10 protein-coding genes are annotated in these 13,315 nt (G+C 69.7%); 2 read left to right on the top strand and 8 right to left on the bottom strand.

The features are described 5' to 3' along the window. The first annotated feature begins 1 nt into the window (after position 1). Positions 2-619: a GNAT family N-acetyltransferase gene (locus tag HN013_RS08380; protein WP_171164680.1), complete on the top strand. Its 618-nt coding sequence runs from the start codon at positions 2-4 to the stop codon at positions 617-619. A gap of 65 nt (positions 620-684) precedes the next feature. On the opposite strand, the gene trxA is transcribed toward HN013_RS08380, so the two are convergent. From trxA to HN013_RS08415, 7 genes are all read right to left on the bottom strand, one after another. Then, complete coding sequence (trxA, locus tag HN013_RS08385; protein ID WP_171164682.1) at positions 685-1,014, bottom strand: thioredoxin; 330 nt, start codon at positions 1,012-1,014, stop codon at positions 685-687. Between the two features lie 41 nt (positions 1,015-1,055). Then, positions 1,056-2,024, bottom strand: coding sequence for a thioredoxin-disulfide reductase (gene trxB / locus HN013_RS08390; protein WP_171164683.1), 969 nt, complete (start codon positions 2,022-2,024; stop codon positions 1,056-1,058). Between the two features lie 118 nt (positions 2,025-2,142). Beyond that, positions 2,143-2,469: a hypothetical protein gene (locus HN013_RS33885; RefSeq protein WP_312018542.1), complete on the bottom strand. Its 327-nt coding sequence runs from the start codon at positions 2,467-2,469 to the stop codon at positions 2,143-2,145. Positions 2,470-3,095: 626 nt separating this feature from the next. After that, positions 3,096-3,809: an RNA polymerase sigma factor SigM gene (sigM, locus tag HN013_RS08400; protein ID WP_171164687.1), complete on the bottom strand. Its 714-nt coding sequence runs from the start codon at positions 3,807-3,809 to the stop codon at positions 3,096-3,098. Positions 3,810-3,903: 94 nt separating this feature from the next. Continuing rightward, entirely contained in the window at positions 3,904-5,607 is a 1,704-nt protein-coding gene (locus HN013_RS08405) for a protein kinase family protein (RefSeq protein ID WP_171164689.1), read from the bottom strand. 109 nt (positions 5,608-5,716) lie between these two features. Beyond that, on the bottom strand, positions 5,717-7,921 hold the full coding sequence (murJ, locus tag HN013_RS08410) for a murein biosynthesis integral membrane protein MurJ (protein WP_171164692.1): 2,205 nt from the start codon (positions 7,919-7,921) through the stop codon (positions 5,717-5,719). Positions 7,922-7,967: 46 nt separating this feature from the next. Next, positions 7,968-10,286 (bottom strand): DUF6049 family protein, encoded by a 2,319-nt coding sequence (locus HN013_RS08415; RefSeq protein WP_398978863.1) that lies wholly within the window; start codon positions 10,284-10,286, stop codon positions 7,968-7,970. 208 nt (positions 10,287-10,494) lie between these two features. Between HN013_RS08415 and HN013_RS08420 the strand changes: the two genes are divergently transcribed. After that, entirely contained in the window at positions 10,495-11,964 is a 1,470-nt protein-coding gene (locus HN013_RS08420; RefSeq protein WP_171164695.1) for a CCA tRNA nucleotidyltransferase, read from the top strand. Between the two features lie 18 nt (positions 11,965-11,982). Here the strand turns inward: HN013_RS08420 and HN013_RS08425 are convergent, their stop codons facing one another. Continuing rightward, positions 11,983-13,314, bottom strand: a complete 1,332-nt coding sequence (locus HN013_RS08425) for an MFS transporter (protein ID WP_171164697.1) — start codon at positions 13,312-13,314, stop codon at positions 11,983-11,985. Position 13,315 lies beyond the last annotated feature (1 nt).

Here is a 13,315-nt window from a genome sequence, read left to right on the forward strand (position 1 = left end):
CATGGGGCGTCGGCTCGTACCGCTCACTCTGGACAATCTGCCGGACCTTCCCAAGCGCTGCCGCGCCTGCGTCTTCTGGGAGCTGGACCCTGTCAGTGGCGAAGCCGCACTGAGAGCGGGCCGTCCCGAGCTGGAGAAGGAGGCGTGGATCTCGGCTGTGCTCCTGGAGTGGGGCTCGTGCGGCCGGGTTGTCTACGTCGACGACGAACCGGCGGGCTTCGTTCTCTACGCGCCCCCGGCCTATGTCCCCCGGGCGACGGCGTTTCCCACCAGTCCTGTGGCCGCCGATGCGGTGCAGCTCATGACCGCGTGGCTGATGCCGCGCTTCCAAGGGCAGGGCCTGGGGCGGGTGATGGTCCAGACGGTCGCCAAGGATGTGCTCAGGCGGGGGTTCAAGGCCATCGAGGCATTCGGTGACGCACGCTGGAAGGAGCCGGCGTGTGTGCTGCCGGCCGATCACCTGCTGGCGGTGGGTTTCAAGACCGTGCGCCACCATCCGCGCTATCCCCGGCTCCGGTTGGAGCTGCGGTCCGCGTTGTCCTGGAAGGAGGACGTGGAGCTGGCGCTGGACCGGTTGCTCGGCGCGGTCCAGAAGGAACCGGCGCTGCGACCGCTGTAGTGGAAGCGGAACGGGGTCCGTCTCCCGAAGGAGACGGACCCCGTTTCACGTGAAACCGTGCCGCGTTACTTGGCGGAGATGAAGGGGTCCAGGTCGCGCTCGAGGGCGGCCTTCGGCTTGGCACCCACAATGGTCTTCACGACCTCGCCGCCTTGGTAGACGTTGAGGGTCGGGATCGACATGACGCCGTACTTGGCCGCGGTCGAGGGATTCTGGTCGATGTTCAGCTTGACGATCTCGATCTTGTCGCCGTGCTCGGCGGCGATGGCCTCGAGCGAGGGGGCGATCTGGCGGCAGGGGCCGCACCAGTCGGCCCAGAAGTCCACCAGCACGGGCTTGTCGCTCTTGAGGACGTCCTCGTCGAAGGACGCGTCGGTCACGGCCTTGAGAGCCATTGCGGTCTCCTTGGTTCTTTTCTCTGTGGGGGCGGGGGGTGTCAGGCGCTCTGCTCGGGCTCGCGGAGGTTCTCGCCGTCGCCGAGGGCGGCGAGGAAGCGTTCCGCGTCGAGGGCGGCGGAGCAGCCGGTGCCGGCCGCGGTGATCGCCTGACGGTAGGTGTGGTCCACGACATCGCCGGCGGCGAAGACGCCCGTGAGGTTGGTGCGGGTGGAGGGCGCGTCGACCTTGAGGTAGCCCTCGTCGTCCAGCTCCAGCTGGCCCTTGAAGAGCTCGGTGCGGGGGTCGTGGCCGATGGCGATGAAGAGACCCGTCACCGGGAGCTCGGACGACTCACCGGTCTTGAGGTTGCGCAGGGTCAGCCCGGAGAGCTTGGCGTCGCCCTGGATCTCGGCCACCTCGCTGTCCCAGATGAAGGAGATCTTCGGGTCGGCGAAGGCGCGCTCCTGCATGGCCTTGCTGGCGCGCAGGGCGTCACGGCGGTGGATAACGGTGACGGACTTGGCGAAGCGCGAGAGGAAGGTGGCCTCCTCCATGGCGGTGTCACCGCCACCGACCACGGCGATGTCCTGGTCCTTGAAGAAGAACCCGTCGCAGGTGGCGCACCACGACACACCGCGGCCGGACAGCTCGTCCTCGCGGGGCAGACCGAGCTTGCGGTGCTGGGAGCCGGTGGTCACGATCACGGCCTTGGCGCGGTGCACAGTACCCGCGGAGTCCGTGACGGTCTTGATCTCGTCGCTGAGGTCGACGGCCGTGATGTCGTCCGGGATCAGCTCGGCGCCGAACCGCTCGGCCTGGGCCCGCATGTTGTCCATGAGGTCCGGGCCCATGATTCCGTCGCGGAAGCCGGGGAAGTTCTCCACGTCGGTGGTGTTCATGAGCGCGCCACCGGCGGTCACTGCGCCTTCGAAGACCAGCGGCTTCAGAGAGGCACGGGCGGTGTAGAGCGCGGCCGTGTAGCCCGCGGGCCCGGAGCCAATAATGATCACGTTGCGGACGTCGCTCACGGGTGTCTTCCTTGTCTCTGCCGACTGCTGACTGGGTGCTTGCTGGGTCTCACCCCACCCAACGGATCCTACGGGGCGAGCATTCCCCCGAGGGCATCGCAGCGGTCGGAGAGACGGTTCAGGACCGCGAGACCGTCTCGTTCACCAGGACCTTTCCCGGGGTGCCGGGGGAAGTGACGACACAGTCCGCCGCGACGACATAGACGTCAACGAGCGTGTCGTCGCCGGAGTGCGGATAGATCACCAGATAGGTCTCCGTACCGGTGAAGCGCTCCTGCCGAACCGCGAGAGCCGCCTCCGGGCGGCCGATGCCCCGCTGCACACAGTTCGGGGCGGTGGTGTCCGAGCCCTGGAACGTCTCGGTGCTCTCCTGGGCGCGCATTCCCCGGGTCTCGGCCGGCTTGAGGTTGGTCAGGACGTCGTGCACGCGTGTCTTGAGTTCCATCACGGCGACTGCGGACGGGCTCGGGCGGTCCGCCCGGGAAGGGGCGCTGTCTTCACCGTCTCCGCTCTGGAGGAGAAGGGTGCCCACGCCGAGAGCAGCAGCGGCGCAGGCCGTACTGAGGAGGGTCCGGGACCAACGGCGATTCCGGAGGGACTTCCGGCCCCCGGCCGACGGGGTCCGACGGCCCGGCCCGGTCGCTCCACGGGGATGCCCGGCGGGGCGATTCATGGACGGTGTTTCACGTGAAACGGAGGTCTCGGCCTCCCGCAGCGGCTCGGGCGGTGTTTCACGTGAAACGTGCCCTGTGATGACCGCCGTGGTTTCACGTGCTGTGGTTTCACGTGAAACGGTGACGACCGCTTCCTGGGGGGTCGTCGCGTCGAGCAGCGCCTCGGCCGCGAGAGCCGCGTCGATCCGCCCGGCCACATCCGCCGGCATCCTGACAGGGCCGGGCAGGGTGCCCAGCAGATCGCGGATCTCGTCGAGGGAAGCGCGGACGTCATCGCAGAGCACACAGTCCGCCAGATGCTCCCGCAGGTCCGCGCTGCGCGCGGGAGAGAGGATCCCCTCGGTGAGTGCGGAGATCTCCGAGACTTCCGGATGCCCGTCCACGCCGGTCGTCGAGGTCACGCTCGCCCACCTCCGCCCTTCACTGGGTTCACGTCACTCCGTCCAGCCGGTGGTGGGACGGACGTCCCCTGCGACCGGTTCCTTTCCCTCTCGGTACGAGGGCTACCCCTGCCGCCGGGGTGCAGATGGGTGAGCATGGGCAGCAGTCTCGCCCGTGCTCTCGCGCAGCGGCTCTTCACCGTGCCGACGGGAATGTCCAGCACGGCCGCGGCCTCGGCGACGGGATACCCCTGCATATCGACCAGGACGAGAACGGCGCGCTGGTCCGGCGGCAGCGTGGCCAGGGCCCCCAGCAGCTCCTGATGAAGATCCCTGCGCTCCGCGGGCTCGGCCGCCGATTCGTGGGGCTCCAGCAGGTGCTCCAGCCTCTCGGTCTCGGCGAGGGGTGACGTGCGGCGCGCGGCGGCTTTGCGGGCCCGGTCCAGGCAGGCGTTCACCGTGATGCGGTGGAGCCACGTGGTGACGGCCGACTGGCCGCGAAAGGTGTGGGCCGCCCGGTAGGCGGAGACGAGAGCGTCCTGCACGGCGTCCGCTGCTTCTTCCCGGTCGCCGAGCGTGCGGAGGGCGACCGCCCAGAGCCGGTCGCGGTGGCGCCGCACGATCTCGCTGAAGGCATCGGGGTCACCGGCGACATGCAGGGCGAGCAGCTCGCTGTCACTGCTGCCCGTCGGTGTCCACTGCTGCCGTCCGTCCTCTGCGATTGCACTCACCCCGCCCTGAGAGCGCCGTCTCGCGCGCGATCTGTTGTTGAGACCAACTTAGAGAGGAGGGGGATCGACTGGGTAGGGGCCGAGGGTCTCTCCGTCAGCGGCCGAAGAAACGCACGTCACTGATGCCTTGTTTGTGCCCGGCGCGGCTGTACTCCTCATAGTCGCCGTACGGCATGGCGGTGATCCACACCAGGACGTAACGCGTCTTGGCCGGCACCTTGGGCGAGATCTTCGCGGTCTTGTCGTTCTCCATGACCTCGCCCAGCTTCTTCATGCCGCTCAGCGGCTCGTTCGCCGTCAGGCCGTGGGCGGCGTAGAGCGCGAGCTTCGTCCCACCGGAGAGCAGCATGCGGATCTCTGCCTTGGCGAGCTGCTCTTCCTTCCCGAGGTCGTAGACGATGCCGACGCCCTCTTTGTAGGACTGGGGAGCCAGCTGGTCATTGAAGGAGAGCGATCGCCAGGCGGTGCCGTCCTGCTTGTCGTACGTCTTGGACACCTGGTCCGGGTGCTGGAGCTTTCCGTCCGGCGCGTACTCCACGGCATTACGGATGCTCAGGCGGTGGGTTGCGACCTTCTGCTTGGTCTTGTCCTCCGACTGCGACTGCTGGGTGTCGTCATCCGAGTCCGAGTGCTTCAGCAGGGCGTCCGCCAACTGCCAGCTGCCCAGGCCGAGCGCGACGATGAGCAGGGAAGAGACGATCCACTTGATGGCCGTTCCGGTACGGCTCTGCAGCGGTGGCGGCGGGACAACAGGGGGATGGACGGCCTGGGGGCCGTAACCACGCGTCTGCGGCCGCGTATACACCGGTGCGCCGGAGAACGGCGTCTCCGGCGGGCGGATGCGCGGCATGGCCGCCACCGCCTTGGAGAGTTCCTCCGGTGTGGTGCACGGAGGTTCCTGGCGGGACGCGGTGGCGCCGTCGTTGACGAGCGCGCGCATCGCCAGCTGGGAGAGCCCGCGATGGACGCCGGCCCGGACCTGGTCGGGAGCAATGAGTCCGACGCCCTTGGGCAAACCGGCCAGCCCGTGCGCGTCGCCCTCGTAGGGCCAGCGCTGGGTGAGGGAGGCGTACAGCAGGGCGCCGATGGCCTCGGTGTCGGTGCGCTGGGGGGTGTCGGAGGTGATGCCGCGGAGCGCGGCCATCACGGCCAGGCCGCGGATGCGGTACTGGCCCGAGCCGGTGCGCAGCACGGAACCGGGGCCCAGGCGCAGATGGGCGAGGCCCTCGCGGTGGGCGGCGGCCATGGCCTGGGACACCTGGTTGACGAGCTGGTAGGCGTCGAACGGCTCCATGGGCCCGGCGGCGAGGACGGAGGTCAGTTCGGTGGCGTCGGGCAGCCACTCGTGGACGACGTAGACGAGGTCGTCCTCCTCGACGGCGTCGAGGACCTGAACGAAGCGGGGGTCACCGAGCAGCGCTGCGGAGCGGGCTGCGGCGAGCACCGTGCGCGCCCGCGGGTGGTCGGCCGGCAGCAGGTGCACACCGACGGCCCGGCGGAGCTTCTCGTCGACAGCACGCCAGCTGCTGAATCCCTCCAGACGGGTGACGCACTCCTCCAGGCGGTACCTTCTGGCGAGCTTGTGACCGCTGTGCAGTTCGGGCGAGCGCTCTCCGCGCGCGCTGCTTCCGCTCTCCGCGCGCTCGGTGTCCTGGTGCGCACCGACGACGCTCTCCTCGGTGTTCCCGGTCTCCGTGCCGTCGGCCGTGGCCTTGTCCGCCTTGGCGGTCAGCGACGGTTTGTCCTGCGCGTCGCTGCTGTCTGCCACGTCGACGGCAGCCGTGCTCCGTTCCGCCACCGTCGCTCCTGCCTCCCCGTCCGTTGCACCCTGTCCACAGCCAAGACAATTGTGCCCACACTCCGTCGCCCTGCACGACACACGACGACGGGTGATGGTTGTGCTCCGGTCAGCGCCCCAGACGTCCGCGGACCATGCCGACCATGGCGGTGACCTCTTCCACGCGCATGCGTTTGGCGGCGATGTAGAAGACGGCGAGCAGCATCACGCCGCCGCCGATCAGGGCGGCGAGCGAACCGGCGATGCCGTAGCCGAGGGCCTGGCCGATGCCGTAGGCGATGGCTCCGCCGATGAGCGTCGCGGGGATGCACGCGCCGATGAGGCGGGTGTACGTACGCACCACGCGGGTGCCGTCCAGGTCGCCGCCGAGACGGTTGCGCAGCCTGCGCCATGCGACACCGACACCGACGGCGTAGGCCAGACCGTAGGAGACGCCCATGCCGACCACAACCCAGCGGGAGGGCAGGAGGAAGTAGCTGAGCGCCGAGCAGGAGGCGTTGACCACGGCGACGATGACCGTGTTGTAGAAGGGGGTGCGGGTGTCCTCGTAGGCGTAGAAGGCGCGGAGGACGACGTACTGCACCGAGAAGGGGATCAGCCCGAGGCTGAAGCCCATGAGGGCGTAACCGAAGAAGCGGGCTCCCTCTATTCCGCCGGACCCGAAGAGCAGGGTGCACATCGGGATGCCCAGGGCGAGGAAGGAGAAGGCGATGGGCACGATGGCCACGGCCGAGGTGCGCAGGCCCTGCGAGATGTCGTCCCGGACGGCGCTGGTGTCGCCGTCGACGGCCGAGCGCGACAGTCGCGGCAGCATGGCGGCCATGATCGAGACGGTGAGGATGGCCTGCGGCATGTTCCAGATGAGCTGGGCGTTGATGTAGGCCGTGATGCCAGTGCCGCCTTGGCGGGCGTCGGTACCGGCGGCGGTGGCGAGCTGGACGACGACCAAGTTGCCCGCCTGGTTGGCGAGCACGAACAGCATGGTCCACTTGGCGAGCTTCGCGGCCTTGCCGAGTCCGTGGCCGCGCCAGTCGAAGCGCGGTCGGATCTTGAATCCCGCCGCCCTCAGGTAGGGGATCATCGCCAGGGCCTGGACGACCAGACCGAGCAGGGTGCCGATGCCCAGCAGCCGGATGCCCTCCGGCGGAATCGTGCCGGGCTGAAGGTCGGAGCTGTCCGCCGTGCCGTACACCCAGAGGAACAGGCCGAAGGTGGCGATGACGACGATGTTGTTGAGGGCGGGTGTCCACATCATCGCGCCGAACTTGCCGCGTGCGTTGAGGATCTGTCCCATCACCACGTGTACGCCCATGAAGAAAATGGTGGGCATGCAGTAGCGGACGAAGGTGACCGTCACCGAGTTGGCGGCGGGTTCGTTGGCGAACTTGTTGGACATCAAGGGAACGAGGTACTCCGCGCCCAGCACGGTGAGCAGGGTGAGGCCGCCGAGGATCACGCCGACCAGCGTCAGCAGCCGGTTCGCGTAGGCCTCCCCGCCGTCGGCGTCCTCCTTCATGGAGCGCACGAGCTGCGGGATGAAGACGGAGTTGAGGCCACCGCCGATCGTCAGGAAGAAGACCATGGCCGGCAGCTGGTTTGCCACCGTGTAGGTGTCGGCCAGTACCTGGGTGCCGAGGGCTGCAACGATCAGGGCCTGCTTCGCGAAGCCGAGGAGCCGGGACACCATGGTGCCCGCGGCCATCAGGGCGCTCGACTTGAGCATCCCCGCCGCCTTGCCGCCCTTCGCCGCCGGGGCGGCGGGGACGGGCTCCGGCTCCACCAGAGGCTCGGCGGCCGGGGGCTCCACGGCGGGCACCATCGGCTGTGTGTGCTCGGCCGCGGACGGCGGCGGGTACTGGCCCGGCGCCGGGATCTGCTGCCCCGGCTGCCGCTGCGGCGGCTCGTAGGGCTGCTGCTGGTCACGGTAGAGGTGCGCGAAGGCATCCCGCTGGGGCGGCGGGGGCGTCGTCGTCCGGTCCGGGAAGCCGTCCGCGCCGATGAGCTGGGTCGCGTCGTTGTCGCCGTACGCGTAGGACGGCCCGCCGGTCTCCGGCGCGGGGGGCCAGGTCTGCTGCTGGTGACCGTGCTGCTGCGGGTGGGCGGGAGGGGGTGGCGGGGGGAGGTGGGGGCCGCCCTGCTGTGCCGCGCCGTCGTCGGCGGGCAGCCGGCCGGTGTAGGGGTCCCCCAGATACGGATCAGGGGCGTACGGACCCGGCTGCGGCGGCTCCTGGGCACCGGGCGGTGCCGGCGGGTACTGGTCCCGTCGGTCACCTCCCGCGCCCCGACCGCGGTCACCGTCGTACGGCGCGTTCATCGCTAGCCCACCTCATCCGTCAGCGGCCGACCGGCCCCACGACACGTCAACGTTCCACTTTCTCACCCGGGCGGGAGGGGTCACCGCTCCGCGCTCCGGTGTCCGCAGCTTGATCGCCCGGCCGCTCGGGCTCGTCGCCGTTGTTCCCGCCGTCGTCCGAGGGGCCCTCGCCATCGGCTTCCGGCCCGTTCCCGGCGCTGTCGGGCTTACCCGACCGCTTGCGCTTGAGGTAGATGCGGAGCCCCGCGAGGACCAGGAGGAGGACACCACCGGCGATGACCAGCAGCACCATAGGGGTGATGGACGTGACATGCACAGTGAAGTCCATCTCCTTGCCGATCCGCTGGCCGTCGGCGGTGTAGAGCTGTGCCGTCACCTTTACCGGACCGTTGGCGTACGCCCGCGTCTCGAACTTCACCGACTGGCTGTGTCCACCGTCGATCTTGACCGGCTGCTTGTCCGTGACCTTGAGGCGGTTGGGCTGGCTGGACTCCAGCTGAAGGTACAGACCGTCGATGCCCTGAAGGAGGCCGTTCTTCACCGTCACGGGGAGGACCGCGCTGCGCCCGGAGAGGGTCGGATCGGACTTCTTCACCAGGCTGACCTGATTGCGGAGGGTGTCGAGGTACGAGTCCACCGCCGTGCGGAACTCGGCCGCGCCGGCTGGGTTGCCGCGCCACGAGGTCGACATCTCCCGCATGATCGCGCTGCCGAAGGGGATGACCACCCGGTCCGGGGACGTCAGGATCGTCTTGAAGGAGGACAGGCCTTTCTGGGTCTCCCTGATGGCCTCGAAGGCTTCCTTGGGCAGTTCCTGGGCCCGGAGGGCATCCGGGTACGAGCCGGGGCCGGGCACCCGCCGGCTGGCCGCGGGGTCCGGCTTGGCCTTGGCTGCGTCCCCCAGGTCGGCGAGCGGCTGGGTCCAGCGCCCGGCGGACAGGCCGCCCAGTGCCGTGGCCATCGCCTGGGCCTGGCTGGTGGAGGGCATGCGCTGCGGGGCCACGACGATGCTGCGCTCGTTCTCCGGCGCCTGCTTGTTGATCATCAGGCTCTGGGCCAGGAACTGCTGGACCGCGAGCGAGGTCTCGCCCGCACGCGTCAGGTCGCCCTCGAAGGCCGTGGAGAGGCGTGCGTCGGCGACGACGGCCGTGTTCCCCCCGCCGATCGGGCGGGCCGCCGTGGGGGCGTAGGGGGAGCCGTCCGGCTCCCGGAGGCTGTCGCTGCGGGCGATGATGTTGTGGGCGCCGGCCGAGGTGGCGACGCCGACGATGGAGGGATCGACGGCCCCGTCGACCGGCCAGGCGAAGTCCGTGCGCGGCTTCACATGGAGGATGGTGTCCACGGTCGTGGCCGCGAGTTCGGTGGCCGACTGGAGGTGGCTGAGAGCGCCTCCGTGGTGGGCGAGCGAGGCGAGGTCGGGGTCGCCGAAGGGCAGGGCGACGACCTCCTTGCCGTCCACCGCCTTCTGGAGCTGGCCGAGCCACTGATTGGCGACCGCCTGGCCCCGCCCCGGGGTGTCCTTCCCGTCGGGCCCGGCGACCCGGTAGCTCTTCGTCATCGCCTCGACGGTGGCCAGCAGGTCGGGGTCGATCACCCAGGTGACCGGGAGGTTCTTGCCCAGTGCGACCAGCTGCTGGAGACGGCCGCCCGGGGCCAGCTCGGCCGCGAGGTCGTCATTGGGGAAGATCGGCGTCTGCTGCTGGTCGGACTCGGTCCTGGCCGTGAGGTGGGTGCTGGAGATCAGCGGCCAGAGGAAGGTGACCTGCGTCTTCTTCCCGTCGGTGCCGGACGGCTGCCACGGCAGCAGGGTCCGGCGGATGCCGAGCACCCGTTCGTAGGGCTGGTCGGTGGTCTGCCCGGAGAACGAGACGCCCAGCGGGTAGACGCCGTCCCGGTCGAGGTTGAGGTCCTTGGCGGGAACGGTCAGCGTGAATTCACGGCTGATGCCCGGCTGCAGCTTCCCGATCTTCTGCGTGTGGCCGCTCAGCTCGGCGCCGTCGGTGCCCGGGGAGAAGGCGGTCCGGTCGCCGATGTCGTCGATCTCGCTGCGCGTCGTGAGCAGTGGCCCGACCCGTAGGCCGATGCGCCCCGCGTTGACCGTCGACCGGCCCTTGTTGGTGACCGTGCCGGAAATCGTGATCTTGTCGTTCTGCGTCGGGGCGACGGGCGTCAGTGAATCGACGGAGACCGAGACCGTCCGGGAGCCCGTGCCGTCCGCGTGGGCCGCAGGAGCGTTCGGCAGCTGGGTCACGCCCAGGAACACCAGCAGCACGGCGAGCAGGGTCACGACGGTCCGGAACCGCGGGAAAGTGGCAGGAGGCGCTGTCCCCCGGAACGTCTCCTGGAACTCTGCCGCCTCGGCCACGCGCTCGCCCGTCCCTCGTCGTCGTCAGTGGTCGTCGGATGTGCGTCCACGAATGGTAACGAGACGCGCCGTGCCGAAGTGCTGCGGACCGGGGCCCAAGATCACCGAAGCGGGTCGATGCCCAGGCTGTGGCGGTTTATGACGGTCCTCACACCGCTCCGCCGATAGAGGACGGCTATGGCCGCCCGGCCACGTACCCTCTTCTGTTGTGCCGAACGCCAACAACAGCCACTCCGTGCCGACGAACGAACTCAGCCAGGTGCAGCGCCGCGCCGTGAGCGAGCTCCTGCGGGTATCCCCCGTGGCCGACGACCTCGCCCAGCGATTCCGCGCGGCCGGGTTCACCCTCGCCCTGGTCGGGGGATCGGTACGGGACGCGCTGCTCGGCCGTCTCGGCAACGACCTGGACTTCACCACCGACGCCCGGCCCGACGACGTGCTGAAGATCGTCCGGCCCTGGGCGGACACGGTCTGGGAGGTCGGCATCGCCTTCGGGACCGTCGGCTGCCGCAAGTCCGGATTTGATCTTGAAATCACGACTTACCGGTCGGAGGCGTACGACCGGACCTCCCGCAAGCCGGAGGTCTCCTACGGCGACTCCATCGAGCAGGACCTGGTCCGCCGCGACTTCACCGTGAACGCCATGGCCGTGGCGCTCCCGGAGAAGGAGTTCATCGACCCGCACAACGGCCTGGAGGACCTGGCCGCGCGGATCCTGCGCACGCCCGGCACCCCGGAGGAGTCCTTCTCCGACGACCCGCTGCGGATGATGCGTGCCGCGCGCTTCGCCGCCCAGCTCGACTTCGAGGTGGCGCCCGAGGTGGTCACCGCGATGACGGAGATGGCGGGGCGGCTGGAGATCGTCTCCGTCGAGCGGGTCCGGGACGAGCTCAACAAGCTCGTCCTCTCCGACCACCCCCGCAAGGGGCTCCGGCTCATGGTCGGCACCGGTCTGGCCGCCCTGGTGCTGCCGGAGCTTCCGGCCCTGCGCCTGGAGCGCGACGAGCACCACCGGCACAAGGACGTGTACGAGCACTCGCTCACCGTCCTCGACCAGGCCATCGCCCTGGAGGCCCCGCGGGACCAGCCGGGTGGCGGCCCCGACCTCATCCTGCGCCTGGCGGCTCTGCTGCACGACATCGGGAAGCCGAAGACGCGCCGGTTCGAGGGCGACGGACGGGTCTCCTTCCACCACCACGAGGTGGTTGGCGCGAAGATGACCAAGTCGCGGATGATCAAGCTCAAGTACCCCAACGAGCAGGTGAAGGACGTCTCGCGCCTCGTCGAGCTGCACCTGCGCTTCCACGGCTACGGCACGGGCGAGTGGACGGACTCTGCCGTCCGCCGCTACGTCCGGGACGCCGGGCACCTGCTCGACCGGCTGCACAAGCTCACCCGCTCCGACTGCACGACGCGGAACAAGCGCAAGGCTCAGGCGCTCTCCCAGGCGTACGACGGGCTGGAGGAGCGCATTGCCGACCTTCGGCAGAAGGAGGAGATGGACTCGATCCGTCCGGACCTGGACGGCAACGAGATCATGCAGATCCTGGGCATTACCCCCGGTCCCCAGGTCGGCAAGGCGTACCAGCACATGCTGGATCTGCGGCTGGAGCACGGGCCCATGGGGCACGACGCGGCGGTCGCCGCCCTCAAGGAGTGGTGGGCCGCGCAGAGCTGATCGCGGCCCGTGACGGTTTCACGTGAAACGTGGAGGGTCGTCGGTGCGCCCGGTTCCACTCTCCGGCGTCGATGTTTCACGTGAAACCGAGCCCCCGGCCGCCAGTGCGGCGGCCGTCACCGCATAGAGCACGGCGACGGTGACGACCAGGGCGACCGACCGGCCGTCACGCGGCAGCATCAGTGCGGCCACGGCGGCGGCTCCCACGAAGGCGACGTTGAACAGGACGTCGTAGAGCGCGAACACCCGGCCCCGGAAGGCGTCGTCGACCGAGGCCTGGACGACCGTGTCCGTCGAGATCTTGGCGCCCTGGGTGACGAGGCCCAGGACGAAGGCGGCGATCAGCATCGGCGTGGGTTCGAAGGGCAGGCCGAGGGCGGGTTCGAGGACGGCCGCGCCGAGGGCGCAGACGACGATCCAGCCAAGCCGGCCGAACCTGCCGACCGCCCATGGGGTGATCAGTGCCGCCGCGAAGAACCCGGCCCCGGAGACGCCCACCGCGAGCCCCAGCAGGGCCAGTCCGGCCGCGTCGGTGTCCGTCCAGGCGTAGCGGCACAGCATGAGCAGGGTGACGGTGAGGGCGCCGTAGCAGAAGCGCATCAGGGTCATCGCCGCCAGTGCGCGCGCGGCGGGGCGGCGATGGGCCAGATGGCGCAGTCCGGCCACCAGGCCCCGCATGGTCACCCCCACCGCCGTACGGAGTGTGAGCAGGGAGCCGGAGGAGTCGGGGCCCAGCAGGGCGGGGGGCATGCGCAGGGCGCTGAGCCCCGCACAGAGGTAGAGCGTGGCGCCGACGAGGACGACGAGGGCGTCGGAGGCGCTTCCGTCGGGGGCCGCGAGGCGTACCGCGAAGGCGATGCCGCCGCCGGCGGTGGCCGCGAGGGTGCCGGCCGTCGGGGAGAGCGAGTTGGCCATCACCAGGCGCTCGCGGCTGTCCACCACGTGGGGCAGAGAGGCGGAGAGCCCGGCCAGGACGAAGCGGTTGACGGCCGTGACGGAGAGGGCGGAGACGTAGAAGATCGCGTCGGGTACCTCGCCGAGCATGAGCACGGCGGTGCCGACGGCCAGCACGGAGCGTGCCAGATTGCCGTGGAGCAGCACCTGGCGGCGGCGCCAGCGGTCCAGCAGCACGCCGGTGAAGGGTCCCAGCAGCGAGTAGGGCAGCAGCAGGACGGCCATGGCGGAGGCGATGGCGGCGGGGGACGTCTGTTTCTCGGGGGAGAAGACGACATATGCGGCGAGGGCGACCTGATAGACGCCGTCGGCGGCCTGGGAGAGGAGTCGTACCGTCAGCAGGCGGCGGAAATCGCGCAGTTGGAGCAGGATGCGGAGATCACGCACAACAGGCATG

Source organism: Streptomyces sp. I05A-00742, from assembly GCF_013055795.1.
In the GTDB taxonomy this organism is placed as follows: Bacteria; Actinomycetota; Actinomycetes; order Streptomycetales; family Streptomycetaceae; genus Streptomyces.